30 protein-coding genes and 1 riboswitch are annotated in these 26,632 nt (G+C 62.8%); of the genes, 17 read left to right on the forward strand and 13 right to left on the reverse strand.

Features of this window, described 5'->3' with window-relative positions:
• Window positions 1-14: 14 nt before the first annotated feature.
• Window positions 15-1,055, forward strand: a complete 1,041-nt coding sequence (locus L4X63_RS01970) for a lysozyme inhibitor LprI family protein (RefSeq protein WP_250676902.1) — start codon at window positions 15-17, stop codon at window positions 1,053-1,055.
• A 96-nt stretch (window positions 1,056-1,151) separates the two neighbouring features.
• Here L4X63_RS01970 and L4X63_RS01975 read toward each other — a convergent pair whose 3' ends face one another.
• Both L4X63_RS01975 and L4X63_RS01980 read right to left on the reverse strand, forming a co-directional pair.
• Window positions 1,152-1,880: a PilZ domain-containing protein gene (locus tag L4X63_RS01975; RefSeq protein ID WP_250676903.1), complete on the reverse strand. Its 729-nt coding sequence runs from the start codon at window positions 1,878-1,880 to the stop codon at window positions 1,152-1,154.
• 38 nt (window positions 1,881-1,918) lie between these two features.
• Window positions 1,919-2,314 (reverse strand): response regulator, encoded by a 396-nt coding sequence (locus tag L4X63_RS01980; RefSeq protein ID WP_250676904.1) that lies wholly within the window; start codon window positions 2,312-2,314, stop codon window positions 1,919-1,921.
• A gap of 368 nt (window positions 2,315-2,682) precedes the next feature.
• On the opposite strand from L4X63_RS01980, the gene L4X63_RS01985 reads away from it, so the two are divergent.
• On the forward strand, window positions 2,683-2,979 hold the full coding sequence (locus tag L4X63_RS01985; protein WP_250676905.1) for an MTH1187 family thiamine-binding protein: 297 nt from the start codon (window positions 2,683-2,685) through the stop codon (window positions 2,977-2,979).
• Window positions 2,980-2,995: 16 nt separating this feature from the next.
• Here L4X63_RS01985 and L4X63_RS01990 read toward each other — a convergent pair whose 3' ends face one another.
• The 3 genes from L4X63_RS01990 to L4X63_RS02000 form a co-directional block, all read right to left on the reverse strand.
• Window positions 2,996-3,391: an FKBP-type peptidyl-prolyl cis-trans isomerase gene (locus L4X63_RS01990; RefSeq protein WP_250676906.1), complete on the reverse strand. Its 396-nt coding sequence runs from the start codon at window positions 3,389-3,391 to the stop codon at window positions 2,996-2,998.
• Between the two features lie 119 nt (window positions 3,392-3,510).
• Complete coding sequence (locus tag L4X63_RS01995; protein ID WP_250676907.1) at window positions 3,511-4,416, reverse strand: ROK family protein; 906 nt, start codon at window positions 4,414-4,416, stop codon at window positions 3,511-3,513.
• 41 nt (window positions 4,417-4,457) lie between these two features.
• Entirely contained in the window at window positions 4,458-5,231 is a 774-nt protein-coding gene (locus tag L4X63_RS02000; protein WP_250676908.1) for a Smr/MutS family protein, read from the reverse strand.
• A 131-nt stretch (window positions 5,232-5,362) separates the two neighbouring features.
• On the opposite strand from L4X63_RS02000, the gene L4X63_RS02005 reads away from it, so the two are divergent.
• Window positions 5,363-7,276, forward strand: coding sequence for a GspE/PulE family protein (locus L4X63_RS02005; RefSeq protein ID WP_250676909.1), 1,914 nt, complete (start codon window positions 5,363-5,365; stop codon window positions 7,274-7,276).
• 38 nt (window positions 7,277-7,314) lie between these two features.
• Window positions 7,315-8,166, forward strand: coding sequence for an HDOD domain-containing protein (locus L4X63_RS02010; RefSeq protein WP_250676910.1), 852 nt, complete (start codon window positions 7,315-7,317; stop codon window positions 8,164-8,166).
• A 60-nt stretch (window positions 8,167-8,226) separates the two neighbouring features.
• On the opposite strand, the gene L4X63_RS02015 is transcribed toward L4X63_RS02010, so the two are convergent.
• From L4X63_RS02015 to L4X63_RS02025, 3 genes are all read right to left on the reverse strand, one after another.
• Complete coding sequence (locus tag L4X63_RS02015; protein ID WP_250676911.1) at window positions 8,227-9,207, reverse strand: PilZ-like domain-containing protein; 981 nt, start codon at window positions 9,205-9,207, stop codon at window positions 8,227-8,229.
• A gap of 382 nt (window positions 9,208-9,589) precedes the next feature.
• Entirely contained in the window at window positions 9,590-12,268 is a 2,679-nt protein-coding gene (gene polA, locus L4X63_RS02020; protein ID WP_250676912.1) for a DNA polymerase I, read from the reverse strand.
• Complete coding sequence (locus L4X63_RS02025) at window positions 12,265-12,441, reverse strand: DUF4177 domain-containing protein (RefSeq protein ID WP_250676913.1); 177 nt, start codon at window positions 12,439-12,441, stop codon at window positions 12,265-12,267. The genes polA and L4X63_RS02025 overlap by 4 nt, the downstream gene beginning before the upstream one ends.
• A gap of 183 nt (window positions 12,442-12,624) precedes the next feature.
• Here L4X63_RS02025 and L4X63_RS02030 point away from each other — a divergent pair, with 183 nt between their 5' ends.
• Both L4X63_RS02030 and L4X63_RS02035 read left to right on the forward strand, forming a co-directional pair.
• Window positions 12,625-12,798, forward strand: coding sequence for a hypothetical protein (locus L4X63_RS02030; protein WP_250676914.1), 174 nt, complete (start codon window positions 12,625-12,627; stop codon window positions 12,796-12,798).
• Between the two features lie 94 nt (window positions 12,799-12,892).
• Window positions 12,893-13,303 carry an Hsp20/alpha crystallin family protein gene (locus L4X63_RS02035; protein ID WP_250677871.1) on the forward strand — a complete coding sequence of 137 codons (411 nt, stop codon included), beginning with the start codon at window positions 12,893-12,895 and terminating at the stop codon, window positions 13,301-13,303.
• Between the two features lie 13 nt (window positions 13,304-13,316).
• Here the strand turns inward: L4X63_RS02035 and larE are convergent, their stop codons facing one another.
• The 3 genes from larE to L4X63_RS02050 form a co-directional block, all read right to left on the reverse strand.
• A complete protein-coding gene (gene larE, locus L4X63_RS02040; RefSeq protein ID WP_250676915.1) occupies window positions 13,317-14,123 on the reverse strand; it encodes an ATP-dependent sacrificial sulfur transferase LarE in 807 nt (268 codons plus the stop codon).
• Window positions 14,124-14,306: 183 nt separating this feature from the next.
• On the reverse strand, window positions 14,307-14,765 hold the full coding sequence (locus tag L4X63_RS02045; protein WP_250676916.1) for an RrF2 family transcriptional regulator: 459 nt from the start codon (window positions 14,763-14,765) through the stop codon (window positions 14,307-14,309).
• Window positions 14,766-14,882: 117 nt separating this feature from the next.
• Entirely contained in the window at window positions 14,883-15,092 is a 210-nt protein-coding gene (locus L4X63_RS02050; RefSeq protein WP_250676917.1) for a hypothetical protein, read from the reverse strand.
• A gap of 138 nt (window positions 15,093-15,230) precedes the next feature.
• On the opposite strand from L4X63_RS02050, the gene dapF reads away from it, so the two are divergent.
• The 9 genes from dapF to metX all read left to right on the forward strand — a co-directional run bounded on the left by dapF (window position 15,231) and on the right by metX (window position 21,911).
• Window positions 15,231-16,067: a diaminopimelate epimerase gene (gene dapF, locus L4X63_RS02055; protein WP_250676918.1), complete on the forward strand. Its 837-nt coding sequence runs from the start codon at window positions 15,231-15,233 to the stop codon at window positions 16,065-16,067.
• An 82-nt stretch (window positions 16,068-16,149) separates the two neighbouring features.
• Window positions 16,150-16,566: an HIT family protein gene (locus L4X63_RS02060; protein WP_250676919.1), complete on the forward strand. Its 417-nt coding sequence runs from the start codon at window positions 16,150-16,152 to the stop codon at window positions 16,564-16,566.
• A 5-nt stretch (window positions 16,567-16,571) separates the two neighbouring features.
• Window positions 16,572-17,417: a deoxyribonuclease IV gene (locus L4X63_RS02065; protein WP_250676920.1), complete on the forward strand. Its 846-nt coding sequence runs from the start codon at window positions 16,572-16,574 to the stop codon at window positions 17,415-17,417.
• Between the two features lie 25 nt (window positions 17,418-17,442).
• Complete coding sequence (locus L4X63_RS02070) at window positions 17,443-17,961, forward strand: O-acetyl-ADP-ribose deacetylase (RefSeq protein ID WP_250676921.1); 519 nt, start codon at window positions 17,443-17,445, stop codon at window positions 17,959-17,961.
• Window positions 17,958-18,419: a D-aminoacyl-tRNA deacylase gene (dtd, locus tag L4X63_RS02075; RefSeq protein ID WP_250676922.1), complete on the forward strand. Its 462-nt coding sequence runs from the start codon at window positions 17,958-17,960 to the stop codon at window positions 18,417-18,419. The genes L4X63_RS02070 and dtd overlap by 4 nt, the downstream gene beginning before the upstream one ends.
• Before the next feature lie 35 nt (window positions 18,420-18,454).
• The gene (locus tag L4X63_RS02080) at window positions 18,455-19,309 is read left to right on the forward strand and encodes a TIGR02757 family protein (RefSeq protein ID WP_250676923.1); all 855 of its coding nucleotides are present in this window, start codon (window positions 18,455-18,457) and stop codon (window positions 19,307-19,309) included.
• A gap of 154 nt (window positions 19,310-19,463) precedes the next feature.
• A complete protein-coding gene (locus L4X63_RS02085; protein ID WP_250676924.1) occupies window positions 19,464-20,327 on the forward strand; it encodes an NAD(P)-dependent oxidoreductase in 864 nt (287 codons plus the stop codon).
• Window positions 20,324-20,494: a hypothetical protein gene (locus L4X63_RS02090; protein WP_250676925.1), complete on the forward strand. Its 171-nt coding sequence runs from the start codon at window positions 20,324-20,326 to the stop codon at window positions 20,492-20,494. The genes L4X63_RS02085 and L4X63_RS02090 overlap by 4 nt, the downstream gene beginning before the upstream one ends.
• A gap of 73 nt (window positions 20,495-20,567) precedes the next feature.
• Window positions 20,568-20,669: riboswitch (SAM riboswitch) on the forward strand.
• Window positions 20,670-20,807: 138 nt separating this feature from the next.
• A complete protein-coding gene (gene metX / locus L4X63_RS02095; RefSeq protein WP_250676926.1) occupies window positions 20,808-21,911 on the forward strand; it encodes a homoserine O-acetyltransferase MetX in 1,104 nt (367 codons plus the stop codon).
• A 99-nt stretch (window positions 21,912-22,010) separates the two neighbouring features.
• On the opposite strand, the gene L4X63_RS02100 is transcribed toward metX, so the two are convergent.
• Together L4X63_RS02100 and L4X63_RS02105 are read right to left on the reverse strand one after the other, a co-directional pair.
• Window positions 22,011-23,222: an acetate kinase gene (locus L4X63_RS02100; RefSeq protein ID WP_250676927.1), complete on the reverse strand. Its 1,212-nt coding sequence runs from the start codon at window positions 23,220-23,222 to the stop codon at window positions 22,011-22,013.
• Between the two features lie 88 nt (window positions 23,223-23,310).
• Window positions 23,311-24,240, reverse strand: coding sequence for a polysaccharide deacetylase family protein (locus L4X63_RS02105; protein ID WP_250676928.1), 930 nt, complete (start codon window positions 24,238-24,240; stop codon window positions 23,311-23,313).
• Between the two features lie 259 nt (window positions 24,241-24,499).
• On the opposite strand from L4X63_RS02105, the gene L4X63_RS02110 reads away from it, so the two are divergent.
• Window positions 24,500-25,303: an alpha/beta fold hydrolase gene (locus L4X63_RS02110; RefSeq protein ID WP_250676929.1), complete on the forward strand. Its 804-nt coding sequence runs from the start codon at window positions 24,500-24,502 to the stop codon at window positions 25,301-25,303.
• Complete coding sequence (locus L4X63_RS02115; RefSeq protein WP_250676930.1) at window positions 25,300-26,595, forward strand: DNA recombination protein RmuC; 1,296 nt, start codon at window positions 25,300-25,302, stop codon at window positions 26,593-26,595. Before L4X63_RS02110 ends, L4X63_RS02115 begins: the two co-directional genes overlap by 4 nt.
• Window positions 26,596-26,632 lie beyond the last annotated feature (37 nt).

Genomic DNA, 26,632 nt, shown 5'->3' on the forward strand with positions numbered 1-26,632 from the left:
TTATTGGAGAGTGAATGAATGACCTTCACAACAGCCGCCGGCACCGGCTTCTCGAAAAGATGACGAGGCAAGCATTCCTGTTCGTACTCTTCCTGGTGTGCATGGCACTCCCGATCCAAAGCTTTGGCGGCGACGATGGGTGGGAAGCTGTCTGCAAGGATGCGGAAAGGATACCGCTCCCGGCCAAAGATCGGCCCGACGCGAATAGCGCAAAAGCTCTCGCGGGGTGTGAGTCGGCGAACCTCTATTACGGCTTCGACATCACCCCCGATCCGGTGAAAGCGCGCCACTGTGCCTACCTCGAGATGGACCGGGGAGACGAGCACGTTTTCGGAGGATCGGCCATCCTCATGATGATCTACGCGAACGGGAAAGGGGTGAAGAAGAACCCCGATGCCGCCATCAAGTTCGCATGCAAGCTCGAGGGAGCTCCTGCCGAGATGAGGTACCGGATCCAGCATCTTGTCGATCTCAAAGAAGGAAGCGATGGTAAACCGTTCGATCTCTGCGACGACATCACGAGCGGCTACATGCAAGGACACTGCGCCGGACGCGAGCAACGGTTTGCGGACGCGAAACTCAAACGGAAAGTGGACGGCATCCTTGCCAAGTGGAGCGAGCGGGATAAGCAGGGGTTCGCCCTCCTCAGGCACTCCTTCGAAAAGTTTTCGGAAGCACGAATTAGGAACGAGGTCGATACGACAGGCACTGCCCGGGCGGCCCTTCAGATCGAGGAGGAATCGAAGCTTTCCAAGGATTTTGTGACCAGCATCATGCGGTTTGAGAAAGGAAAGCTCCCGCACTTCACCAATGCGGAGTTCACCAAGGCCGACAGGGAATTGAACGAGGTATATGGAAAGATCCAGGGGCAGAAAGATTTTCAATGGGGTAGCGTGACAAAGCCGGGCATCAAGCTCACCCAAAGGATCTGGCTCAAATACCGTGAGGCCTGGGTGACCTTCGGCCACCTGAGGTATCCCCAGGTTAGCGAAGAAAGCTGGCGGACCTGGCTCACCAAGAAGCGCATCGCCATGCTCAAAGAGTATCTGGATTAGTTACGGCATTGCGGAAGGCAGGAGGGACCGGGGGACCGGCGACTCGAAGGGGAAACGGTTGGGGAAATCGGCGGGAATTTTGCCGGTGGGGAGGTATCAGAGCTGGCTTTTCTCCTTGAGCTCGCGGATGAGCTCGACCTGACGCTGGAACATGAAGCGGGAGATGATGGACTCCCCCTGCACGTTGGGACTGACGATGAAACGACAGATGGTGGCATCGTCGACCTTGCTGGTCGCGACGTGCTTTCCTTCCACCTCCACCCGGCATACCGAATTCTGCAAGAGGTCCGGCAAGACCAGCCGCAGCTTGAGTTCGGCCCCGTCCTGGAACTCCTGCTCGTCGATCCGGATGGAGGCGCCCCCCACCGATACATCGAGGATCCGTCCCGGCAATGACTGGGTGCTGAGAAGAAGTTCCGCCTCCATGGGAGGCTCCAGCTCGAGCCGCAACGCGCTCCGCCGTTCGGCCATGATGTCGACGAACACGAAATTCCTGAGCGAGGCCGCCATCCTCCGGACGTTGACGTTCTGGACCTCGGCCAGGATCGCGCAATCGAAGCGATCGCACTTGATGAAGGTGAAGCCCGAATGTTCCAGGGCCACGGCCTGCTGCTGGTGGACGTCGACTTCGAGGGCGCCGCGGCTGACCTCCACCAGGGAGGCCGGGTAGTTGATGGGAAGCCCTTTGTAGTAGTTGACCAGCCGGAGGTCGACGCGCACCTTCGCCTTGATGAGCTCATGGAAGGCCTGGGCGATCTGCAGCCGGTCGTCGTCGATCGACTGCTTGATGCGGCTCCGGTAAAACCGGGAGAATTCCTCGTTCATGGGTCCTATCCTCAGTGAGGCAGGGGGCTTAGCGCCCCTCAGATCAGCCGGTACTTGGTCAGCACTCCCCGGATGTCGGCGCGCGATACCGGCTTCACCACGAAATCGTTGCAGTCGCCGTCCCAGAGAGCCTCTTCCATGGCTTCCGGGGTGGTGAGCGCGGTGGTCATGACGATGACCGCCTTCCCCTGCGCATCGATCCCCTGGTCGTGTTCCAGCTGGCGCATCTGTCTGAGCGCCTGCTGGCCGTCCATCTCCGGCATGAGAATGTCGAGCAGCACCAGGTCGAATGGCTTTTTCGCCGCGAGGGCGGAACCGAAAAGCTCGACCGCCTCTCTCCCGTCGGTCGCCGTCTCAACCTCGGCGTACTCGGCAAGGAAAAACTTCAACGTTTCACGGGCCAGATTCTCATCCTCTGCGATCAAGCATCTCATAGCGACTTCCTTTCCCCTGTCCCCGGCAGTCACCGGGCATCTCGTAACTGCGTCTCCCAACGGCTCCAAGGTTCAAGGCTTCAGCTCAAAGCGTAACCATCGGCGGTTCGAGATTCTTCACTCTTTTCGGCTAAATCGGCATTATCTTGAGAATTGTGAGAAAAAGGCGCCGGCTTGTCTTTTTTCTTTGAGGCGGAAAAGGATCTCGCGAGTTAGTAGTGAGAAGCGACGGCTCAGATAGAAGGAGTGAGAGAGGAGGAAAGAGCGGGACAGGTGGGGGTGGATGCTGTGTTTATGGCTTGAGCGGCGGCTTGGGGTGAAGTACTATTGCCCCTTGAAGAAAATTCCAGCTCAAAGGAGATACAGATATGAAGGTACTGGTCGATCTTTGCGTGGTTCCTCTCGGGGTCGGGGTCTCCCTCTCCCCCTACATCGCCGCCTGCCAGAAGGTGCTCGCGGAATCGGGACTGAAGACGGCGCTTCATTCTTACGGCACCAATATCGAAGGGGAGTGGGACGAGGTGTTCGCCGCGGTCAAGCGCTGCCACGAGGTGGTGCATGAGATGGGCGCGCCCCGGGTGACGACCACCATCAAGCTCGGCACCCGGACCGACCGCAACCAGACGATGGAGGACAAGATCCGGAGCGTTAAGGAAAAAATGTAGCAACAGGGCCGGGGGGCTACTTCTCCTCCGGCTCGTCTCTAGTCACCAGTTCGACCTCCAGGTACAGGTCGCTCCCCGGCGGCGTTGCCATGCGCGCCGCGCGGGGACGCCGCGGGATGAACTCGTCGACATCCCCCCCGTCCCCCGGGCCGAAATCGTAAGCGATCCCCGGAGGGGTCTCACGCACGATGGCCGGGACCAGCGGGTGGCTTCCCGCCTCCTCGGCCGGAATCCTCAGGGAGCGCCGCTCTCCTGGCCGCATTTCCGCCACCGCGCGCTCCAGCGACGGCGGGATGCTCCCCGCCCCGGACACGTAATCGGCCGTCTCCCACTCACCGGCCGGCTGCGCCTTCCCGTCGGCCGCCGTCAAACGATACAGGATTCTTACCTTTTTCCCCGGCTCGCTCAGCATAGATTCCTCCCCGGCTCCCGTGGTGATCCTCCCGCACAGCAATTCACAAAATATAGCAAAGGGATGGGGGTTTACAAACGAAGCGGGCCATAACCCTCTTCCCGGGGAGGGCCGCCGTTTCAGCTCGCGCCGATCCAGGCGGCGCCGAAGACTCCGGCGGAGTCGCCGAGCTTGTTTTTGAGGAGAGGGGTCTGCAGGCGATCGTGGAAGGCGTACTGCCGCACCCGCTCGAAACCGGTGCTGTAGAGCTCGTCGATGTTGGAGAGTCCCCCTCCCAGCACCACGGCGTCGGGATCGAGAATGGAGATCAGCCCTCCCAGGCATCTCCCGAAGTCGTCCAGGAAGGTGCCGAAGGCGGCATGGCAGCGGCTCTCTCCGCTACGCGCCCCTTCCACGATCTGGTCCATCCTCAGCCGTTCGCCGTACCGCTCGAAGAAGGCGCGCTCAACTCCCGAGCCGCTGATCTTGGTCTCCACGCAGCCGCGGTTGCCGCAGTAGCAGGGAGCCCCTAGCGGGTCGACGGAGACGTGCCCCCATTCGCCACAGATGCGATGGGGGCCTTCCCGCACCTCGCCGTCGAGATAGATGGCCCCGCCGCAGCCGGTCCCCATGATCACGCCGAAGACGAGTCGATACCCGGCGGCGGCCCCCATGCGGCACTCCGCCATAGTGAAGCAGTCGGCGTCGTTTCTCAACTTCACCGGCCGCCCGAGGAGCCCTTCCAGGTCGGCCTGCAGCGGGCGCCCGATGAGGCAGACCGAGTTGGCGTTGCGCACGAGCCCGTTCGCCGCATCCACCGAACCGGGGATGCCGATCCCGACCGTGTGCGGGCTCCCCGCGGGCACCTCCGCCGCGGCTTCGGCCACCATACCGGCCACCGACGAGACGATCGCGTGGTACCCATCCTCGAGCGGGGTCGCCCTCCGCTTGCGGAGGAGGACCGAGCCGTCCGGGGCGAGGAGGACCGATTCGGTCTTGGTGCCGCCGAGGTCGATGCCGATGCTGTAGCTATCCGGGGATTTCAAACGATGCCTCTTCCTGGAAGGGTTACTGCCGGCAGCCCCCCTTACTCGGGGGCCGGCTCATCCTCTTTCTTTTCCTTCAAAAAGACCACCACTGCGCCGCCTCCCCCCATGTCGTTGGGGGCCTGGACGAACTCGGAGACCATCCCCTTGCCGTTTTCCCTGAGCCACTTGGCGACCGCGGCCTTCAGCACCGGCTCACCGTCGGAGTTGTACCCCTTCCCGGTGATCACCAGTACCCCCTTCTGCCTCCGGTTGTAGGCGCCGCGCACGAAACGGTCCAGGTTCTCCAGCGCCTCGTCCTTGGTGAGCCCGTGAAGGTCGAGCTGCAGGTCGACCCGGATGGCTCCTCGCCGCAGCTGCCGCAGACGGTTGACCGGAGCAGGCCGGGGCGAGGGATCCTCGTCCGGGAACTGGTCGGAAAAGCGGACGTCCATCCTGAGGGCCTCGACGGCCTGCAGGAAGACCTTTGCGTCCTCCTCGTCCCGCCTGGTCTTGACCGGCGGCTGGAGCTTCGGCTTCCCCGGGGCGGGGTGGGGCTGGTCCATACGGCGTACGCCGTCCATGGCATCGAAGAAGAAAAGCTCGTCCTCCATCTCCTCGCGGCTCTTCACCACCGGCCGGGGCTCCTTCTGCTTGGCACCCTTGGCACCCTTGACCGGCTTCGCCGCGCTGGCCGGTGCCGAAGGCCTGGCTCCGCCCTTGGCCGCCTGCCCGTTGGGCTCGGCTTCCCCGGCGACGGCCACCCCTTTGAGGGCCTTGAACGGGGAGACCGAGAATTCCTTTTCCTTCTGCTGAGGAGTCTGTTTCTTTTTCATAGCAATAAAGCCTTCCGACTAACATTAAACAGCACCAATGAGGCATGGTATAATACCAAGGAATCCCAGCCCATGTCAATGAAGAGTCTCCCAGCCAGGGCGCGTCAACCGCCGTCGGCGAAGGAGTTTCCATGATTCAAGATGCCGGTACCGGTGGTACGGAGCGTAAGGACGGGGCGATCGACTCAGGGCTCGAGATCGCCGCACTGCTGGTGAAGTCGGGAGTCCTCGACCAGACGCGGCTGAAATACGCGCAGAGGGTCCGGGGGAAACTGGTCTCCCAGCGGACCCTTTTGGCCGTCATGCTCGAGCTCCGCTTCTTCTCCCGGGAACAGCTCCGGGAGACCCTCAGGAGCAACATCGTTTCGGTCAAGCTCGGCGCGCTGCTGGTGGAACTTGGCTACCTGAAGCAGGCCGAGCTGCAGGCGGCGCTCGCCATCCAGCAGGAGACCGAGAACGCCAGGATGCTCGGCGAGATCCTGGTCGAGCAGCGTTTCATCGAGGAATACACCCTGGCCGAGGCGCTCGCCTACCAGCTCGGGTTCCGCTACCTCGACGTCAATCCCGACGACGTCGACCGCACCCTCCTCGCCCGCGTCCCCCCCCATTTCATGGTCCAGCACTGCTTCATTCCGGTCCGGCAGGAGGAGGGGAAGATCGTCGTGGCGATCGCCGACCCCCTCAACATGGAGACCAGGAAGACGGCCGAGAAACTTTTCGGTGCCAACACCGTCTTCGCCATCGCCACCACCAAGGGGATCCGGGACGCCTTTACGACGCTAAAGCGGGGGAACCTGCAGGCGGAGGGGCCCGCCACCGACGAGCACACGGTGACCGGGATCGTGAACTCCATCTTCGAGGAGGCCCTCAGGGAGCGGGCCAGCGACATCCACATCGAGCCGATGCGCAACGTCCTCAGGGTCCGCTTCCGCCGCGACGGCATGCTCACCCTCTACAAGGACTTCGTTCGCGAACTGGCGCTTCCCCTCTGCAGCCGGATCAAAGTCATGGCCGAGGCGGACATCGCCGAGCGCCGGCGCCACCAGGACGGCCGGATCTGCTACGAAAGCGCCAAAAGCGGCATCACCCTCGACATGCGGGTCTCCTTCTACGTCACCATCTACGGCGAGAAGATCGTGCTGAGGCTCCTGAGCAAGAAAGGGGAGCAGCTTCTGGACCTCAAGGAGATCGGGATGCCCCCCCGCATGCTCGACCACTTCATCGACGACGCGGTCGACTGCCCAAGCGGCGTCTTGATCGTCACCGGCCCCACCGGCAGCGGAAAGACCTCCACCCTCTACAGCTGCGTCCACTACCTCAACAACCTCCACACGAGCATCGTCACCGCCGAGGAGCCGGTCGAGTACGTGATCGAGGGGATCGCCCAGTGCTCCATCAACCAGAAGATCGGGGTGACCTTCGAGGAGACACTCCGGCACATCGTCCGCCAGGACCCGGACGTGATCGTTTTGGGGGAGATCTGCGACAACTTCTCGGCCGAGACCGCCATCCAGGCCGCCCTCACCGGCCACAAGGTGCTGACCACCTTCCACAGCGAGGACAGCGTCGGCGGGCTGCTGCGGCTGATGAACATGAACATCGAGCCGTTCCTGATCGCCTCCACGGTGGTCTGCGTCCTCTCCCAAAGGCTCCTGCGCAGGGTCTGCCCGGCCTGCAGCGAGCCCTATCTTCCCACCCCCAACGAGTTGAGGAGGATCGGCTACAGCAACCTCGACATCCGCGGCGCCGAGTTCCTGATCGGGAAAGGGTGCGCCAAGTGCCGCTACAGCGGCTACCAGGGGAGGATCGGCGTCTTCGAGATGCTGATCCCCAACGAACTGGTGAAGGACGCCGTCCTCAGCAAGAAGACCTCCTACGAGGTGAGGAAGATCTCCACCGAAACCACCGGGATGGTGACCCTCCTGGAATCGGGACTTTCCCTGGCTTCCCGCGGTGCAGTCTCCCTGCAGGACACGGTCCGCCTGCTCCCGAGGATCGGGAAGCCGAGGCCGATCGCCGAGATCAGAAGGCTTTTGGGGGAATAGCGGAAAGCTTTCAGCACGCTGTTGCACCGGAGGAAGTCATGACGACGCGCCCGTTCGTAGAGGTGATCAAGGAGCAGCTTGAATCGGAGTCTCTCAACCTGCCGATGTTCCACCCCATCGCGGTGAAGCTGCAAGGGGTGCTCGCCACCAAGGAGTTCACCATCGAGCAGGTGGTCGGGCTGATCATCAAGGACCAGGCGCTCACCACCCAGATCCTGAGGCTCGCCAACTCGGCGCTCTTCAGCGGGCTCGCCAAGGTGACCACCATCACCGAGGCGGTGATCCGGCTGGGGGCCCAGGAGATCGCCAGCGTCGCCATGGTCGCCTCCCAGCAGAGTAGCTACCACAGCCTGACCGTCCCCGGCCTGAAGAGTCAGGCCCTGGTGCTCTGGCGGCACGCCATCGGCTCGGCGATGGGAATGAGATGGCTGAGCGACAAGATCGGCTACAAGCACATCGCCCAGGAGGCCTTCATCGCCGGACTTTTGCACGACATCGGGAACCTCCTCATCCTGAAGGTACTGGAGGGATTGTGGCTGGCCGAGCCGGAGAGTAAGGGGGTGTCGCGGGAGCTGACCGCGGAGATCATGAGCGCCATGCACACCGAGTCCGGCCATGCCCTCCTGCAGAAATGGAACCTTCCTGACCTGTACTGCAACATCGTGCGGGACCACCACAGGGAGGATGCCGATTTTTCGGACGTGCTCCTCTGCATGATCCGGCTTGTCGATCACACCTGCCGGAAAGTCGGTATCGGCGGGCCGCCCGACAATAGCCTCATGCTGGCAGCCACCGCAGAAGCCCAGGCGTTGGGGATCAAGGAGATACTGCTGGCGGAGCTTGAAATCATGATAGAGGATGCAATGGAGATGGTCAGCGGCGCTGCTTGAGGTAGTCGAATGATAGAGATGGTCAGTGGCGCTGCTTGAGGTAGTCGGCGATAGAGACAGTCAGTGGCGCTGCTTGAGGTAGTCGAAGATCCCCTGCTCGAAAACCTTTTCGATCACGTGCTTCTCCCCCCGCTCATGGGCGAGTATCGCCGCCCGGACCTGCCACCCGAGAAAGGAACCCAGCACCAGGAGGGCGAGAGCCACCCTCCCCCAGTAAGCCAGCCGGCTGAGCGGCTCGTCCTTTACCACCACGCCGCGGGGAGGTAGCTGCGAAAGCTGCCACAGCTGCAGGGCAGCCAGGTAACCGATGGCCCGGTCGCGGTCGGCCTCCTCGATGAAGCGGAAACGGAAGGCGGTGCCGAAGCCGCCGTCCACCGGCTTGACGTTCACCACCTCGCCGACCGTCTCCACCATCCGCCCCGGGTTGGGAAGATAGATCCCGATCTCGACCAGGGTGCCGAGCGGGATCGCCTCGGGCATGGTGAACCGGATGCCGCCTCCGCTCAGGTTGGCCCTGGTCTCGGTCGCCTCCCTGCGGTGCTTCAGTTGGGCCCGCAACTCGTGGCGGAGTTCGGCGACCTCCTCGGACTCGTCCAGTTCCGGCTCCTGAGCCGCGAACTCGAGGTTCCAGCGGGACTGCCGCCAGTGCTCCATCACCTCCTCGACCACCTGGGTGGGGGGGATCCGGTAATCGATCGGGAGTCTCACGTCCTGGCGGAAGAACTCCCGGGGCTCGAAGGGTGCCATGGCCCCGAACAGGCGCAGCATGAGCCCCTGCGAGGCGGACCACCCGTCGATGTTCCCGCGGCAGCCGAGCCCCTGCGGGTTGTCGAAGATCCCGACCTGGGCGCTTCTTCCCGGCTGCAGGGTGGCCAGTTGGGGGAGGAGGTCGCGGGATAGCTCGACCTCGACCAGGTCGTCATCAAGCGAGCGGACCCGTCCCCACTCCTGAAAGGAACGGCCATCCGCCAGGGGGACCCAGATCCTCACCCGCGTTCCCGGCTGGAAATAATCCTCGAACTCGGACGGTGTTGCCGACATAGAAGTTCTCCGTCTGCCTAAGTACCGGTGACGACGACCAGTTTACCGCAACGGCCCGGCCTGTAAACCGGAGCCATCTCACTCCTTATTAATCGGCTCTTCCCGTCTTTACTTAAGTATCGATGCAGTCTGAGGCTGTCCCCTCACTCGTTAGGGTGCCCGAGGGGGCAGGCAAGGGAGCTTTCACTCAGGCGCAGGGAGGCCACCCCGTGCCCGTGCTGATCGGGTTGACAGGTCCCGCCGATGGTCGGGAAGTCGACGTCAGGAAGGGAATGGTGGGCAGGGTCTGGCCACTAAACGATGTAGATCGGGGAAATACGGGGAGAGCGCCCCCAGGTACCCTCCCCTTCAAGGGGAGGGACAGGGTGAGGATGGGGTTGGATTAGTGTGCCTCGCTCCAGTTGGCCCCGAAGTTGAGATCCACCTTGAGCGGTACCGCCAGCTTGATCGCCCCCTCCATTTCGGTTCTGACCAGCTCCTCCATCAGGCTCCTTTCCGTCTCGGGTACCTCGAAGACCAGTTCGTCATGGACCTGCATTATGAGCCGGCTTTGCACCCCTTCCGCTTTCATACGTTCGGTGACCGCGATCATGGCCGCCTTGATGATGTCGGCGGCCGACCCCTGGATCGGGTAGTTGACGGCGTTTCGCTGCGCGAAGGCGCGGATATTGCCGTTTTTGCTCCCGATATCGGGAATGGAGAGCCTGCGCCCCAAGAGAGTGGTGACGAAGCCGCAGACCTCGGCCTCCTGGATGCAGCGGTCGAGGAAGGCGCGGGCCCCGGCGTGGCGTTCGAAGTAGCTGTCGATGAAGGCCTTGGCCTGCTTCGGGGTGACCCCGAGCTCCTTGGCGAGGCTGAAGGCACCCTGCCCGTAGATGACACCGAAGTTGATCACCTTGGCCTGCCGCCTCATCTCCCCGGTCACGAAGGCGGGATGGATGTCGAAGACCTCGCAGGCGGTACGGAGGTGGATGTCCTCGCCGTTGGCGAAGGCATCGCAGAGCACCGCGTCGCCGGAGAGGTGCGCGAGCACCCGGAGCTCGATCTGGGAGTAGTCGGCGGAGAGGATGACCGATCCCGGCTCGGCGACAAACGCCTTGCGGATGCCACGCCCCTCCTCGCCCCGCACCGGAATGTTCTGCAGGTTGGGATCGGAGGAGGAAAGCCTCCCAGTATTGGTAACCGCCTGGTTGTACGAGGTATGCACCCGGCCGCTCACCGGATCGACCATCTTCGGGAGGGCGTCGGTGTAGGTCGATTTCAGCTTGGAGACGCTGCGGTAGAGGAGGAGGAGCTTGGCAATCTCGTGCTCCTCGGCCAGCCGCTCCAGCTCCTCGACGTTGGTCGACCAGCCGGTCTTCCCCTTGGTCTTCTTGCCGGTGCTCAACTGCATGCGGACGAAGAGCATCTCGCCCAGCTGCTTCGGGGAGTTGATATTGAAGCTCCCCCCCGCCAGTTCGTGGATCCGCTTTTCCAGTTCGACCAGCTCCTTGCCGAACTTGGTGGAGAGCTCCTTCATCAGCTCGAGGTCGAGCTTCACGCCGGTCAGCTCCATCTCGGCGAGGATCTCCATGAGCGGCATCTCGGTCTCGAAGAGAAGCCGCTCCATCCCGAGTTCCTTCACCTTGGGAAGGAGGATCTCGTGCAAAAGGAAGGTGGCGTCGGCGTCCTCGCAGGCGTAGGGGCCGGCGCGGTCGAGGTCGACCTCGCAGAAGTTCATCTGCCCCTTACCCTTGCCGGCGACTTCCGGGTAGGAGATCATCCGGTGGTCGAGGTACTCCACCGAGAGGGCATCCAGCCCCTGGCTGCTCCGGGCCGGGTTCACCAGGTAGGCGGCCAGCATGGTGTCGCACCACATCCCCTCCATCTTCACCCCGGCCCGCCTGAGCACCTGGTAATCGTACTTGAGGTTCTGGCCGACCTTGCGAAGGGCGGGATCGGTGAGCAGCGGCCCCAAAAGCTCAAGCGCGCGCTCCAGGGAAAGCTGCTCCGGGGCCCCCAGGTAGCGGTGGCCGACCGGGACGTAGAAGGCCTCGTGGGGCTTTAAGGAGAGCGCGAACCCGCAGATGGAGGCCTCCATCGGGTTGAGGCTCGTGGTCTCCAGGTCGATGGCGAAGCAGGGAGCTTTCCGTAACCGCTCCACCAGCTCGACCAGCTCGGCGCCGGTCAGTACCACCCGGTACTGGTCGCAGGCAAGGGTCGGGGAGCTGGTGAGATCCTTCATCAGCGTGGTGAAGCCGTACTCCCGGAAAAGCTCTGTCAGCCGCCGGTTGTCCGGAGGCGAGATGGCAAAATCCTCGAAGCTGTACTCGATGGGGACATTGCAGTCGATGGTGGCCAGCGTGCGTGAGAGGCGCGCCTGGTCGGCGAATTCCTTCAGCCGTTCCCCGGTCTTCCCCTTCACCTCGCCGGCCCGCGCCAAAAGCTCGTCCAGGGAGCCGAACTCCGCCATGAGCTTCTTGGCGGTCACCTCGCCTACCCCCGGCACGCCGGGAATGTTGTCGGAGGTGTCCCCCCAAAGCCCGAGGACGTCGATCACCTTGCCGGGATCCACCCCGAACTTCTCGCGCACCTCCGGAATCCCGAAGCGCTTGTCCTTCATGGTGTCCAGAAGTGTCACGTGCTCGGTGACGACCTGCATCAGGTCCTTGTCGCCGGTCACCACCACGCAATCCATCCCCTGCGCCTCGCATTTCTTGGCGATGGTGCCGATGATGTCGTCCGCCTCGAACCCCGCCAGCTCCAGGGCCGGGATGTTGAAGGCGCGCACCATCTGCTTGATCGGCTCGATCTGGGGGGAGAGGTCGTCGGGCATGGCCGAACGGGTCGCCTTGTACTCCGGATAGATCTCGTGACGGAAGGTCGCCCGGCCGGCGTCGAAGATCACCGCCACGTGACCGGGCGCATGATCCTTCATCACCTTCAGGAGCATCTGGGTGAAGCCGTAGAGGGCGTTGGTGGGGAACCCCTTGGGGGAGCTTAAATGGCGGATGGCGAAATAGGCGCGGTAGATGTAGGAGGAGCCGTCCAGAAGGAAAAGGGTCTCGCGTTGCTCACTCACTCGGCCACCTCGCGGGTGAAGAGCACGAAGGCCATCGACGGGCGGCGCTGGGACTCGCGCATGGCGAACTGCATGCTGTCAAAACGCCATCCCTCGCGGGTGCATTCATTCAAGGTTTCCTCGATCATATCCTCGGTGACGCTGCCCAGCTCGACTACCTTGTACTGCAGCATAAACTCTCCTCACGATTGACATTCCCGCCATACTAGCCTAACCGGCGGCGGGCTTTCAAGGTAAATGATAGGGTTGCAAAACCAGCTGAAACTGCTATGATTTGGGAAACCAAAAAGGAGGTACGAGTAGGGCCAAACAGATAGAGTGCGTCGTCGTTAACAACAGGTTTAAGAGGAGTTAGCATGGCAAAGAACCAGGAAGAAACTATCGACAGATTGGCACAGCAGGTTGAGGCAGACCTCGAGATCAGTTACGAGAAGAAAGACCTGAAGGCGCAACGGGAACTGATCAAGCAGCAACTCTACGACGGCTCTAAGAAACTGAAACACACCGTACCCAAAGGAAAACGCATCTAAGGCCCGCAAGGCAAGGCAAGAAACAGGGAGGGGGCTGCACCGGCCCCCTCCCTTTCAATTTTCGGGGGACCGATTCCCCGTGACGGAGGCAATGATGGCGATCGTACGTTACAACCCGTTGAGCGAACTCCGGACCATGCAGGACAAGATGAACCGGCTTTTGGACATGGCCTGGACCAGGGAGGTGGGGGAGGAGCTCCGGGAAGGGGTCTGGCACCCGGCCGCCGACATCTACGAGGACGACGCCACGGTCACCATCAAGGTAGAGCTTCCGGACATGGAACTGAAGCAGATCGACATCAGGATCGACGACGGCGTGCTGACCGTGAAGGGGGAAAGGAAGCACACGGAGGAGATCAAGAAGGAGAACTTCCACCGGATCGAACGCTACTTCGGCCCTTTCCAGAGAAGCTTCGCACTGCAGGGGGGGCTCGATACCGATACCCTCAACGCCGGGTGCGAGTACGGCGTCCTCACCATCACAATCGCCAAGTTGCGGGAATAGCGGAGCTCCCCGCCTACGCCTCGTTCATGCTGCCGGTCCGGTACCCCTGCAGATCGAGCGAGACGTAGGTGAACCCGCAGGCTTTGAAGAAATCAACCACCCGGCGCCTGAGCGAAGGCTCCAGCATGCGAGGCAGCTCCTCCTCGGAGAGCTCGATCCGCGCGGTCTCCAGATGAAACCTCACCCGGTACACGGTAAACCCTTCCGCTTTGAGAAACTCCTCGCACTTCTCGACCTGCCCCAGCCGCTCCTCGGTGATCTCGGTCCCGTAGGGAAAGCGGCTGGCCAGGCAGGCGTAAGCCTGCTTGCTCCAGGTGGGAAGCCCCAGCCCTTTGCTCAATTCCCGGATCTCTCCCTTGGAAAGCCCCGCCTCCAGAAGCGGCGAGCGGACCTTCAGCTCGCAGGCCGCCGTGCGCCCCGGGCGGTAATCGCCGAGGTCGTCGGTGTTGCTGCCGTCTGCCACGAAGGCGAGCCCGAGCTCGCGGGCCTTGTCCGTGCAGATGCGGAAAAGCTCGCTCTTGCAGTGGTAGCAGCGGTCCTTGGGATTGTGGCTGAAACCGGGGATTTCCAGCTCGTTGGAGACCACCACCAGCTGGCGGGCACCCAGCGACCCGGCCAGCCGCTTCGCCTCGGCGAACTCGGACTCCGGGTAGGTGGGCGAGGTCGCGGTCACCGCGACGACGTTCTCGCTGCCGAGGGTATCGAGCGCCGCCTTCAGGAGAAAGGTCGAATCGACCCCTCCGGAGAAGGCGACCACCAGCGACCCCATCTCCGTGAGGATTACCTGCAGCTTGGCGTACTTATCGTTAACGGATTCCATGTGGCTCCTGGATGGCGGCATCGCCGGAAGGGTGCCGGCCCCTTGGTATAATCCCTCGCCCCCCTTGCGGGAGGGCCGGGTGAGGGCAAATCCTCCCGTCCCCCCCGGCGGAAGAGGGGGTGGGGGACGGGAGGGAAGGGGGCGATAGCTTTTCAGGGGGAAGATGAAACGGAAGTGAAGAGGCTAGATGAAGTACATGAAGCGGTGGTCCTGCTCCCGCTTGATCCCCATCGCCTCCCCCCGGTCGCAGAGGGTCTTGAGGGTGATGGAGTCGAAGAACTCATTGAGCTTCGCGTTGGACTCTTCCCAGACCGTCTGGGTGACGCAGCCGCCGTCGAAGGTACACTCGCGGTTCTTCTTACCGGCGCAGTCGACGATGAGGGTGTCCCCCTCGGTCGCCTCGATGACGGCACGCACGGTGATCTCCTCGGGAGGCTTGGCCAGGCAGTACCCCCCCTGCGGTCCGCGCTTGCTCTTCAGTATCCCGCTCTTCTTGAGCCCCTGGAAGATCTGTTCCAGGTACCTGGGCGAGATCTCCTGCCTGCGGGAGATGTCCTGGATCTGGGCCGGCTGGGTACCGGCGTTGTAGGCGATATCGAAAAGTGCCCGCAGGCCGTAGCGGCTTTTGGTGGAAAGTCTCATGTGGTATCCCCCGATCGTGGTAGATAAGCGAGCCTACAATACCACAGATACCATGTCAACAATATTGCAACACCTCAGGAGTCATTCTCCAGCGAGGGGCTGCGGCTTACCCGCAGGCTACCAGTACCGCTGCGGCGGCTCGATCCTCTCCAGGTGGACGATCTCGCCGTCGATGATCTGGAAGACATCGCCGTACTCGTTGGTCCACTTGTCCCCCTCTTCCAGTGGGGAGGGGACCTCGCGGGAGCCCAGGAAGACTTCGGCGTCCCCGATGTAGGCGAACCACTGAAGATTTCCGTTTATCCAGATTCTGTTTTTCAGTTCCATTGCGTCCTCCGTGGTCGTGTTTAGGGGGATCTTACTTAAAAGAGCCGGTGCCGGTCAAGCAGATCAGGTTTTTTTGTTGTTGCTGGAAGCGGTTTTTGCTATTAGAGAGGGATACTTATCCATTCGGGGGCACGATAAATGAAATTCACCAAGATGCAGGGTGCTGGCAACGACTATGTGTACGTGAACTGTTTTGAGGAGAAGGTGGAAGATCCGGCAGCGGTCGCCATCAAGGTCTCCAACCGCAACTTCGGGATCGGCTCCGACGGGCTGATCCTCATCATGCCGAGCGAGGTGGCCGACGTGAGGATGCGGATGTTCAACTCCGACGGTTCCGAGAGCGAGATGTGCGGCAACGGCATCCGCTGCGTCGCCAAGTACGCCTATGATCACGGCATCGTCAGCAAGAAGGAAATCACTGCCGAGACCGGCGCCGGCATCCTCACCCTCCAGCTCTTCACCGGGGCGGACAGCAAGGTGGAGAAGGTGCGTGTCAACATGGGACCGCCGAGGCTGACCAGGAAAGAGATCCCGATGACCGGCGAGGCCGGCGAGAAGGTGATCAGCCAGCCGCTCAACATCCTCCACTCCACCTTCATGATCACCTGCGCTTCCATGGGGAACCCGCACTGCGTGATCTTCGTCGAGGACGTCGAGAACTTCCAGGTCGAGAAGTACGGTCCGCTCATCGAAAACCACGAGCTCTTCCCGCGCCGCACCAACGTCGAGTTCGTGCAGATCATCTCCCGCACCGAAGTCCGCCAGCGGACCTGGGAGCGCGGCGCCGGCGAAACACTCGCCTGCGGGACCGGCTCGAGCGCCGTCACCGCCGCCTGTGTGCTGAACGGGCTGACCGACAAGAAGATCCTCAACCACCTCTCCGGTGGCGACCTCGAGATGGAGTGGGCCGAAGACGGGAACATCTACATGACCGGCCCCGCCGTGGAAGTCTTCAGCGGCGAGATCGCCCTCTAAGAGCTCGACACGCGTTCCCACCGAGTGGCCCCCTTCCCCGCGGAAGGGGGCCATTGTCATTGACGATGGCACGAGGAGCATTATGAGCTGCGTTATCTGCACCAAATGGCAGGAAGAACCCGAGCAGCGGATCATCGAGCTGGACCAGACCCTGGTTTCGCTCAACCGCGACCAGTTCTTCCCCGGCTACTGCTTCGTCTACACGAAAGAGCACGTGACCGAACTCTTCCACCTGGAGGAGGCGGTCCGCAACCAGGTGATGGCCGAGGTCACCGCCGTGGCCAAGGCGCTTTACAGCGCGTTCTCCCCCGATAAAATCAACTACGAGCTGTTGGGCAACATGGTCCCGCACATGCACTGGCACCTGGTCCCCCGCCGGGCGGGCGATCCCCTCTGGCCCCGCCCCCACTGGTGCGAGCCGCACAGCGAGCTGATCCTGACCGATCAGCAGTACCGGGAGCGGGTGGCACTGATCAGGGCACACCTCGCGAAAGGATAGATAGCATGGCCCTTCTGGGAGCACACGTTTCCATAGCGGGGGGAATCTTCAACGCCCCCGAGCGCGGCGCAGCCAGCGGCTGCAACGTCATCCAGGTATTCACCCAGAACTCCAACCAGTGGAAGGGGAAGGCGATCTCCGCCGAGGACACCCTTCTTTTCAAGCAAAAGCTCGTTCTCCACGGCATCCGGGAAGTGATCAGCCACGACATCTACCTGATCAACCTGGCGGCAGCCCCCGGCGACACCCAGGACAAGAGCATCGTCGCCTTCAAGGAGGAGATGGAGCGCTGCGCGGCGTTGGGGATCGGCAAGATCGTCATGCACCCGGGCTCTCACAACGGTGACGGCGAAGAGGTCGGCATCCGCCGCATCTGCGAGCACTTCGACCTCCTCTTTTCGATGGTCCCCCAGTACACGGGGAAGATCCTCCTGGAGAACACCGCCGGGCAGGGAAGTAACCTCGGCTACCGCTTCGAGCACCTCGCGGGGATCATCAACGGCTGCGCCCACCAGGATCGCTTCGGGGTCTGCTTCGACACCTGTCATGCCTTCGCCTCCGGCTATCCGATCAAGGAGCGGGAGGGGTACGAGAAGACCTTCGAAGAGTTCGACCGGATCGTCGGGATCGACAAACTGCAGGCCTTCCACTTCAACGACTCGAAGAAGGGGCTCAATTCCAAGGTGGACCGCCACGAGCACATCGGGGAAGGAACGCTCGGTCTCGACCCCTTCCGCTTCATCCTCAACGATCCCCGCTTCAATGAGGTCCCGAAAGTGATCGAAACCCCGAAGGAAGAGGACATGGACGTGGTTAACCTCAGAAAGCTCAGGGAGCTCATCGAGGAATAACAGCGGCAGCAGCCGGGGAGGACCCATGCGCGAGAAGGTGGAGATTGTCCAGGGCGACATCACGAAGCTCGCAGTCGATGGGATTGTGAACGCGGCCAACACATCCCTGCTGGGAGGTGGCGGTGTGGACGGCGCCATCCACCGCGCCGCCGGGCCCGAACTGCTTGCCGAGTGCCGGACGCTGAATGGCTGCCCGACCGGCGAGGCGAAGATCACCAAGGGATACCGTCTCCCGGCCCGCCATGTGATCCATACCGTGGGGCCGGTCTGGCACGGCGGGGGGAAGGGCGAGCGGGAACTGTTGAGAAACTGCTACCGCAACTCGTTCCAGGTCGCCGCGGCACATGACCTCTCAAGCATCGCCTTCCCCGCCATCAGCACCGGCGTCTACCGATACCCCCTGGAGGACGCCTGCCGGATCGCCATGGAAGAGGCCAAGGCGGCCCTCGAGCGGTATCCTCAAATTTCACGAGTAATTTTCGTGGCCTTCGCACCGGAGGCCAAGCTTGCGTACGAGCGGGCGGCTAAGGAGGTTTTCGGGTGAAGGCAGTCATCCAGCGGGTAAAGGAAGCGCGGGTCCGCGTAGACGGGAAGGTGGTCGGCGAAATCGGGATCGGCATGCTCGTCCTCTTGGGGGTCGAGACTGGCGACACCGTCAAGCAGGCCGACTGGATGGCGGACAAGATCGTCAACCTCCGGATCTTCGAGGACACCGAAGGGAAGATGAACCTGGCGCTTTCCGAGGTAGGGGGGGCGGTCCTTACCGTCTCCCAGTTCACCCTGGCGGGCAACTGCGACAAGGGGCGGCGCCCCTCCTTCGACGGTGCGGCCGCTCCCGACGAAGCCAACCGTCTCTATGAATACTTCATGGGGAAGGTCTGGGAACTGGGCATCCCGGTCCAGAGCGGAATCTTCCAGGCCGACATGGAGGTATCCCTCGTTAACGACGGACCGGTCACCTTCATCCTGCAAAGCCCGGAAAGGGCCGGTGCCAAAAGCTGAAGCTTTCTCCCCCCGAGACAAGGAAACGACTCCCCGTGGAGCTCAAAAAGATTCTCGACGCGCTCTATGAGACGCGCTCCCAGACCCATCTCGCCAACGACCCGCTCTCCTTCTGTCACCGCTACCGGGCTCCCGAGGACCGGGAGGTGGCCGGGCTGATCGCGGCCTTGTTCGCCTACGGCAACGTCAAGATCATCCTCAGGAACCTGGAGAAGATCTTCTCGGTGATGGGGCCCTCGCCTAGGCTCTACGTGGAGCGGTTCGATCCCGGCCGGGGGAGCAAGGATTTCACCGGTTTCAAGCACCGCTTCAACGACGGCCGCGACCTCTGCGCCCTTTTGCTGGCCTGCCAGACCATGCTCCGCGAGGAGGGATCGGTCGAGGGGTGGATGCTCCGCTTCCACGACGAAAAGCGGGAGGACGTGACGGAAACGCTGGCCGGGTTCTCGGACTCTCTCAAGGGGATGGATCTTGCCGCCGTCTTCGGTGCGGAGGGGGTGCCGGAGGATTCCTACTTCCCGTTCTTCTTCCCCTCCCCCGCCTCCGGGAGCGCCTGCAAGCGCCTCTGCATGTACCTGAGGTGGATGGTGCGCCCCGACGACGGTATCGACCTCGGCCTCTGGAAGGGGATCTCGCCAGCCAAGCTGGTCATCCCGGTCGACGCGCACATCCAGCGGATCGGCAAGTTCCTCGGGCTCACCACCCGCAAGCAGGCGGACTGGCGGATGGCCCGCGAGATCACCGCAAGCCTCAGACACCTGGATCCGGCCGACCCGGTCAAGTACGACTTCTCCATCTGCCACCTCGGGATCTCGGAGGGGTGCGACGGCAAGGACATCGCCAAATGCCTCGTCTGCCCGATCACCGATGTCTGCGCCAAATCTACCTAATCGCAATGCGCTGCGTTCCCCCCTTTGCGAAGGGGGGATAGGGGGGATTTTCCGCTGGGCCGGCCTCGGCACTTCGTGGAGCTTTCCCCCACCCCCTGGCCCCCTCCCTCAAGCGGAGGGGGAACTTTGCCAAACAATTCAAAAGGAGGCTTACATGGAACGATACGGATTCTTGGGGCTTGGTATCATGGGAACCGCCATGGCGAGGAACCTGCTGAAAGCCGGGTACCCGGTGACCATCTGGAACCGGTCGAAGGATAAGTGCGCCGAACTCGCCGGGATGGGAGCCGAGGTGGCCGGCTCCCCCAGCCAGGTTACCGCTTCCTGCGGCATCACCTTCGCCATGCTCGCCGACCCGGCCGCGGCCCACGCAGTCTGCTTCGGCCCCCAGGGGGCGCTGGAGGGGATCGGCGAGGGCCGCGGGTACGTCGACATGTCGACCGTCGACGCGGCCACCTCCCGCGAGATCGCCCAGGCCGTCACCGGCAAGGGGGGCCGTTACCTCGAGGCGCCGGTGTCCGGGAGCAAGAAACCGGCGGAGGATGGCACCCTCATCTTCCTGACCGGAGGCGACCGCAGCCTCTTCGACCAAGCCCTTCCCCTTTTGCAGAAGATGGGGAAAAAGCACCTCTTCCTCGGCGACGCCGGGCGCGGCGCGCAGATGAAGCTGATCGTCAACATGGTGATGGGAGTCATGATGAACACCCTCTGCGAAGGGCTCGCGCTGGCCGGCAAGGCGGGGCTCGCCGCCGAGGACCTGCTCGATGTGCTCGATTCCGGAGCCCTGGCCAACCCCATGTTCAAGCTCAAGGGGAGCCAGATCACCCAAAGCTCCTACCCGCCGGCCTTCCCGCTCAAGCATATGCAGAAGGACATGCGGCTCGCCGTCGCCCTCGGAGACGAGCTCGACCAGCCCCTGCACGCTGCCGCGGCGGCTAACGAGAACTTCAAGAAGGCCAAGGCGCTCGGCTTCTCCGACGAAGACTTCTGCGCGGTCTTCAAGGCAATCACCGCATGAAGAAGCTCCTTTCCTGGGGTGGCGTCGGGCTTTTGACCAGCGCACTCCTCGACCCGGTCATCTATGCGACCCTCGAGAAGCCAGTCCCTTGGGGGCGCGATGTCGCCATGGCGGTAGCCGGGATCGCCTGCCTCTACCTCCTGGTCAAGTACCGTAAGGAGTTGTAAACGGGGTGTCAGTTTGACGTTGACAAAGTCGGACGGCTCCCTTATTCTTCTGCAAAACTGAATATAGAGACCGAACTTATCGAGAGTGGTGGAGGGAAAGGCCCTGTGAAACCACAGCAACCGGTTCCGAAAGGAGCGCCAGGTGCTAAATCCTGCCGAAAGGCGAAGATGAGTGAGGGCTTTGAGCCTCTTTACCACCACAAAAGCCCCTTCTCATCACCGAGAAGGGGTTTTTTCGTTTCCGGCCCCTGCGGTTCCGCCACGTTACTGGTCCCTGCTCCCCCACGGGAGTTGCCACCTACGAGAGAGTTACATGTCCATCGGCATCGTCAAAGAACAGCTCGCTACCTTCGACACCGAACTCCGGCTGGAGAGCGGTCGAATCCTCGGCCCGATCGAAATCGCCTACGAGACCTACGGCACCCTCAACCAGGCGGCCGACAACGCCATCCTGGTCACCCACGCCTGGACCGGAAACGCCCACCTGGCGGGACGTCACAGCGAGGAGGAGAAGCGTGCCGGCTGGTGGGACGAGATCGTCGGCCCGGGAAAACTCCTCGACACCAACCGCTACTTCGTCATCTGCTCCAACGTGATAGGATCCTGCTTCGGCTCCACCGGCCCCACCTCGACCAACCCGAAGACCGGGAAGCGGTACAACCTCACCTTCCCGGTGATCACCGTGCGGGACATGGTGAAGGCCCAGGCACTCCTCATGGACCGGCTGGGGATCGAGCGCCTCTTCTGCGTGCTGGGGGGGAGCATGGGTGGGATGCAGGCGCTCGAGTGGGCCACCCAGTACCCGGAGCGGGTAGCTTCGGCGGTGGTACTGGCCACCACTCCGCGCCCCTCGGCGCAGGCCATCTCCTTGAACGCCGTCGCCCGCTGGGCCATCTTCAACGATCCGACCTGGAAGAAGGGTGAGTACCGCAAGAACCCCAAGGACGGCCTCGCGCTCGCCCGCGGCATCGGGCACATCACCTTCCTTTCGGACGAGTCGATGACCGCCAAGTTCGGCCGCCGGTTCTCCGCCCGCGACGGCCAGTTCGACTTCTTCGGCCAGTTCGAGGTGGAACGCTACCTAAGCTACAACGGGTACAACTTCGTCGACCGCTTCGACGCCAATTCCTTCCTCTACCTCGCCAAGGCGCTCGACCTCTACGACGTGGCCGCCGGCTTCGAGTCGGTGGACGAGGCCTTCGCCCCGGTCACCGCGTCGATCCAGTTCTTCGCCTTCACCTCGGATTGGCTCTACCCCCCCGCCCAGACCGAGGAGATGGTGGAATCGCTCAAACGGCTCGGCAAAGAGGTCGACTACCACCTGATCACCTCCGCCTACGGCCACGATGCCTTCCTGCTCGAGCACGAGACCTTCACGCCGATGGTGCAGGAGTTCCTGGAGAAGGTGAAGTACTAGCAGGCTCTCCAGCCGCAAAAAAGAAAAGGCCTCCGGTCATCGCCGGAGGCCTTTTCTTTTTTCGATCTACATCCTCGCCCCTCCAGGGGAGAGAGGCTACTAGCTGTTCCACCCGAGGATGCGGGCGACGTCTTCGTTCAAGACCATATCCTCGCCGGAGGGGATGGCGAAGACCTTGATGGCCGAATCGCCAGCGCTGATCTCGATCTCCTCCCGCCTGCGGACCGCCTCGAGGTCACGCGCCACATCTATCTTGATCCCGAAATGCTCCATCGCCTGGAGAGTCAGTCCACGGACCGGCCAATCCTCCCACCCTTCCCCATAGGTGAAGACGATGGCGTCCGGCTTGCCGACCACCGCAAGGTAGCCACCGAGGTATTTCCTGAGCCGGTAACATTCCATCTCGAGCGCCAGCCGGGAACGCTCGTCCCCGTGCTCCGCCTCCTCGACCACTTCGCGGCGCGACATCTTCCGCCCCGTGATCCCGGCCACCCCGCTCTTCTGGTTCATGAAGAGATCGAGCTCGGAGGCGGAGACGCCTGCCTCGTTCATCATGAAAGGAATGATGCCGGCGTCGATGTCGCCGCAGCGGGTCCCCATCATCACCCCCTCCAGCGGGGTCAACCCCATGCTGGTATCGACCGAGACACCGTTACGCAGGGCGCAGAGGGAAACCCCGTTACCGGTGTGGACGGTGATCATGTTGGCCATCCCCAACGGCACCCCGGCCAGCTCGGCGCCCCGCCGGGCCGCGTAGAGGTGCGACTGCCCGTGGAAACCGTAACGCCGAACACCGTGCTTCTTGTACCAGTCGTAGGGAATCGGGTACATGTAGGCCTCGGCCGGCATGGTCTGGTGGAAAGCGGTGTCGAAGATGGCTACCTGGGGGAGATCCGGGAGGAGTTCACCGGCGGCGCGGATGCCGGAGAGGTTTGGCGTGTTGTGGAGGGGGGCCAGGCTGGCCATGTCCCGGATGGCGTCGGTGACCGGCTGGGTGATGAGAGCCGACTGGGTGAATTTCTCGCCGCCGTGAACGACACGGTGGCCGACGGCGGCGATGCGGGAAACTTCCGGGATGACGCCGATCTGCGGGTCGGTGAGCACGTCGAGCACCAGCTTCAACGCGTCCCGGTGATCGGCACACTCCCGGTCGCGGTGCTGGGGATCGCTACCGGGAACCCGGTGGGTCACGAAGGAATCCCCCACCAAGATCCGTTCCACCTTCCCGTTGGCCAGTGAAACCCGCCTTCCCCAATCGTACAACTGGTACTGAAGCGAGAACCTGCGGCAATTGAGCGTCAGTATAAGCATGTTACCGTCCACCTCTGGCCCTATCGGCCGAAGCGGGCAATTTAGCACGCGTTTACAAAAAGTGCAATGCTATCGGGACCATCAGCATTCACCCCACCACCTGTTCCTTCCAGAATGCCGCCATCTCCCGCGGGAGCGGATGCCAGAATTCACCCTGGTATCGGGTCGTTAGGTGAGTGAGCAGCTCCCGGTAACGTTCGGCAGGGTATTCGTCGAAACACGGCGGGTGATCAAAGCTCATGTAGTCGGGATGGGTGATGAGGAGGGCCATCCCTCCCCACTCGGCGAGCCAGGCAAGCTTCCGTTTCCAGATTTCGATGTCCTGTTCGGCGAAGAGCACGAAGACGGTGAAGTCCTGCGGCAGGGTGTAGGGGAGCTCGACGTACCCCTCCCCGTCCGCCTGCCGGTGATAGAAGGGGTAGATGGTGGAGACACCGTCGGACTGCGGCTCGAAGGGATCGGTGTCGAAGGAGGACGCGTCATATTTTATCTCCAGCGCATGCAGCCAGTCGAAGTTGTGATACATGCAGGGGGACCGGAAGCCGACGGCGTTCCAGTCCGCCAGGCATCGGTTGATACCCCGGGCGTGCTCCGCGAAGGCCGCCGCCGACTCGTACAACTGGCGTCCATGCTCGAGCCCGTGTACTCCGACCTCGAACCCCTCGGCGGCCAGCCGCCGCCTGAAATCGGCGGGAAGGTAGTAATCCCTGGCGACGAAATTGAAGGAGGATCGGAAGCCCGCCTCCATCTCCAGTTCCATCAACGGCTGGCAGCGGGCCACCCCGCGGGCGGTATCGACGTCGTGAGTGAGCACCAGCGCGAAGCGCTTGCCGTCCGGCCACCCGAAAAAGCCGGGCGGGGCCGCTGCCGCGGTCTGGTCGATCGGCCAGTCGCCGCGGTGAGCGAAGCGCTTTTGCCGCGCCACCAGGCTACGCAACCCGAGTTGCACCCTGCGCGGGATGAACGGCTTCATGTGGTAGTAGAGCCTTGCCACCAGTTCCTCGTTCAGAAGTTCCATAGCGCACGCTCCATGCTGGTTCACCGGCCGGAGCGGCGGGCTGGGCGGGGAAAGCGGCCGCTCCGTGCGGGGAGAAAGGGATCGACAGTTGAGGTTTTTATATTAATATAACCTTATCATTAACCATTGCATAGCAACCCCGAGTCACCCTTTCACTTTGATTTTCCCCGCTTCTCCTCTATACTACCCCGCGCCGAGCCACCCCAAAGCGGCCAGGACGGGGCCGCGACACCAATTCACGCTCGGAGAGGACCTGACCATGAAACTGAGAATCGACGACCTAAACCTCGCCTACGACGATTGCGGCCATGGGCCGGCCGTCCTGCTGATCCACGGTTTTCCCCTCAACCGGCAGATGTGGCAGCCGCAACTGGAGCCCCTGGCCGCCGCCGGCTACCGGCTCCTTGCTCCCGACCTGAGAGGTTTCGGCGCCAGCGACGTCCCCTCCTCCGGCTACAGCATCGACCGCTTCGCCGACGACATCATCGCCCTGCTCGACTCGCTGGACATCGAGCAGGCGGCCATCGGGGGGATGTCCATGGGAGGGTACATCCTCTTGAACCTCCTGGAGCGCTACCCGGGACGGGTCCGCGCCGCCTGCTTCATCGCCACCAAGAGCGCCGACGATGACGAGGCCGGTCGCGCCCGCCGGACGGTGATGGCGGCCGAGGCCGAGCGGATGGGGGCCAACCCGATCACCAAGATCTTCGCCGAGCTCCTCTTCGCCCCCGGCACCTCCGAGGAGCATCCGGAGCTGATCGCCCAGGTCACCTCCTGGATGCGCGACACCAACCCGCAGGCCCTTGCCGGGGGACTCCTCGCCATGCGCGACCGCAAGGATTACACCCCCCTTCTCCCCAAGATCTCCCAGCCCTGCCTGGTGCTCTCCGGCCGCGAGGACCGCGCCGCCTCGCCCGACGCCGTCTCCATCTTCACGTCCCATCTCCCCGACTGTCAAAGCGTCGCCATGGAAAAGGCGGGGCACATGCTGAACCTCGAGCGCCCCGCCGAGTTCAACGCCATCCTGCTGAACTTCCTCAACGGCCTCAAGGAGCGTAGATGAGCCAGGAGTTCCCGCTGATCCTGCTCCTTACCTGTGGTGCCACCCTGGCCGTATCCGTCTGGACGCTCGTCAGCGCGCTACGCAACGCCGCCGGGCAGCGCCGCTTCGACGAACTGGAGAGATCGGTCGAAAGGCTGGAAAGGATGTTCCAGGCCGAACTGGGGAGAAACCGGGAGGAGCTCTCCGGCACCCTTCGCCAGTTCGGAGACGCGGTGCAGCGCGGGATGATGGACATCGCGTCATTGCAGAAGGGGCAGATGGAGGGATTCAGCCAGCAGCTGGGGACCCTCACCGCAAGCAACGAGCAGCGGCTCGACAAGCTGAGGGAAACGGTGGATCTCAGGCTCAAGTGGCTCCAGGAGGACAACGCCAAAAAGCTCGAGCAGATGCGGGCGACGGTGGACGAGAAACTCCACCAGACCCTGGAGAAGCGGCTCGGTGAATCCTTCAAGCAGGTGAGCGGGCAACTCGAGCAGGTCCACAAGGGGCTGGGGGAGATGCAGAACCTGGCCGCCGGGGTGGGGGACCTCAAGAAGGTGCTCTCCAACGTCAAGACCCGCGGGACCCTCGGCGAGGTCCAGCTCCACAACCTCCTCGAGCAGATCATGACCCCGGACCAGTTCGACGCCAACGTCGCCACCAAGCCGGGGAGCGACGCCCGGGTCGAGTTCGCCATCCGCCTCCCGGGGCGCGACGACAAGCCGCTCTGGCTCCCGATCGACGCCAAGTTCCCCCAGGAGGACTACCTGAGGCTCGTGGAGGCCCAGGAGCACGGCAACCAGCTTCAGATCCAGGAGGCCTCCCGCCAGTTGGAGAGGACGGTCGCGGGGATGGCCAAGCTGATCTGCGATAAATACATCTCGCCGCCGGACACCACCGACTTCGCCGTCATGTTCCTCGCCAACGAGGGAAGCTACGCCACCGTGCTCGGGCGCCCCGGGCTCTTCGACAGCATCCTGCGGGAGTACAAGGTAATCGTCGCCGGGCCCACAACCCTGGCCGCCCTCCTCTCCTCGCTGAGCCTCGGCTTTAGGACCCTCACCATCGAAAAGCGAAGCAGCGAGGTCTGGCGCCTGCTGGGTGCCATCAAGAGCGAGTTCGCCACCTTCGGCTCGCTGCTCGACAAGACCAGGAAGAAGCTCGACGAGGCATCCTCGAGCATCGACACCGCCGCGGCCAGGACCCGCCGCATCCAGAAGAAGATGCACGGCATCGAGCAGCTGCCGGAGCAGGAGGCGAAGGGGCTTTTGGGGCTTGAGAGCATTCAGCAGGAAGGGGAGCACGAGGGGTAGTACGAAGGGGTAGCACGAAGGGGGCGGCGGTCGTGGT

Source organism: Geomonas sp. Red32 (genome assembly GCF_023652955.1).
In the GTDB taxonomy this organism is placed as follows: Bacteria; Desulfobacterota; Desulfuromonadia; order Geobacterales; family Geobacteraceae; genus Geomonas.

What these genes read in the sequence shown, in the direction of transcription:
- L4X63_RS01970 (WP_250676902.1), top strand. Translation starts at nt 15, where the DNA reads ATGAATGACCTTCACAACAGCCGCCGGCACCGGCTTCTCGAAAAGATG.
- L4X63_RS02065 (WP_250676920.1), top strand. Translation starts at nt 16,572, where the DNA reads ATGGCCCTTCTGGGAGCACACGTTTCCATAGCGGGGGGAATCTTCAAC.
- metX (WP_250676926.1), top strand. Translation starts at nt 20,808, where the DNA reads ATGTCCATCGGCATCGTCAAAGAACAGCTCGCTACCTTCGACACCGAA.
- L4X63_RS02010 (WP_250676910.1), top strand. Translation starts at nt 7,315, where the DNA reads ATGACGACGCGCCCGTTCGTAGAGGTGATCAAGGAGCAGCTTGAATCG.
- L4X63_RS01980 (WP_250676904.1), bottom strand. Translation starts at nt 2,314, where the DNA reads ATGAGATGCTTGATCGCAGAGGATGAGAATCTGGCCCGTGAAACGTTG.
- L4X63_RS02025 (WP_250676913.1), bottom strand. Translation starts at nt 12,441, where the DNA reads ATGCTGCAGTACAAGGTAGTCGAGCTGGGCAGCGTCACCGAGGATATG.
- L4X63_RS02100 (WP_250676927.1), bottom strand. Translation starts at nt 23,222, where the DNA reads ATGCTTATACTGACGCTCAATTGCCGCAGGTTCTCGCTTCAGTACCAG.
- L4X63_RS02085 (WP_250676924.1), top strand. Translation starts at nt 19,464, where the DNA reads ATGGAACGATACGGATTCTTGGGGCTTGGTATCATGGGAACCGCCATG.
- dapF (WP_250676918.1), top strand. Translation starts at nt 15,231, where the DNA reads ATGAAATTCACCAAGATGCAGGGTGCTGGCAACGACTATGTGTACGTG.
- L4X63_RS02035 (WP_250677871.1), top strand. Translation starts at nt 12,893, where the DNA reads ATGGCGATCGTACGTTACAACCCGTTGAGCGAACTCCGGACCATGCAG.
- L4X63_RS02030 (WP_250676914.1), top strand. Translation starts at nt 12,625, where the DNA reads ATGGCAAAGAACCAGGAAGAAACTATCGACAGATTGGCACAGCAGGTT.
- L4X63_RS02060 (WP_250676919.1), top strand. Translation starts at nt 16,150, where the DNA reads ATGAGCTGCGTTATCTGCACCAAATGGCAGGAAGAACCCGAGCAGCGG.
- L4X63_RS02015 (WP_250676911.1), bottom strand. Translation starts at nt 9,207, where the DNA reads ATGTCGGCAACACCGTCCGAGTTCGAGGATTATTTCCAGCCGGGAACG.
- L4X63_RS01990 (WP_250676906.1), bottom strand. Translation starts at nt 3,391, where the DNA reads ATGCTGAGCGAGCCGGGGAAAAAGGTAAGAATCCTGTATCGTTTGACG.
- L4X63_RS02000 (WP_250676908.1), bottom strand. Translation starts at nt 5,231, where the DNA reads ATGAAAAAGAAACAGACTCCTCAGCAGAAGGAAAAGGAATTCTCGGTC.
- L4X63_RS01975 (WP_250676903.1), bottom strand. Translation starts at nt 1,880, where the DNA reads ATGAACGAGGAATTCTCCCGGTTTTACCGGAGCCGCATCAAGCAGTCG.
- L4X63_RS02105 (WP_250676928.1), bottom strand. Translation starts at nt 24,240, where the DNA reads ATGGAACTTCTGAACGAGGAACTGGTGGCAAGGCTCTACTACCACATG.
- L4X63_RS02090 (WP_250676925.1), top strand. Translation starts at nt 20,324, where the DNA reads ATGAAGAAGCTCCTTTCCTGGGGTGGCGTCGGGCTTTTGACCAGCGCA.
- L4X63_RS02110 (WP_250676929.1), top strand. Translation starts at nt 24,500, where the DNA reads ATGAAACTGAGAATCGACGACCTAAACCTCGCCTACGACGATTGCGGC.
- L4X63_RS02005 (WP_250676909.1), top strand. Translation starts at nt 5,363, where the DNA reads ATGATTCAAGATGCCGGTACCGGTGGTACGGAGCGTAAGGACGGGGCG.
- L4X63_RS02045 (WP_250676916.1), bottom strand. Translation starts at nt 14,765, where the DNA reads ATGAGACTTTCCACCAAAAGCCGCTACGGCCTGCGGGCACTTTTCGAT.
- L4X63_RS02070 (WP_250676921.1), top strand. Translation starts at nt 17,443, where the DNA reads ATGCGCGAGAAGGTGGAGATTGTCCAGGGCGACATCACGAAGCTCGCA.
- L4X63_RS02115 (WP_250676930.1), top strand. Translation starts at nt 25,300, where the DNA reads ATGAGCCAGGAGTTCCCGCTGATCCTGCTCCTTACCTGTGGTGCCACC.
- larE (WP_250676915.1), bottom strand. Translation starts at nt 14,123, where the DNA reads ATGGAATCCGTTAACGATAAGTACGCCAAGCTGCAGGTAATCCTCACG.
- L4X63_RS02050 (WP_250676917.1), bottom strand. Translation starts at nt 15,092, where the DNA reads ATGGAACTGAAAAACAGAATCTGGATAAACGGAAATCTTCAGTGGTTC.
- L4X63_RS01985 (WP_250676905.1), top strand. Translation starts at nt 2,683, where the DNA reads ATGAAGGTACTGGTCGATCTTTGCGTGGTTCCTCTCGGGGTCGGGGTC.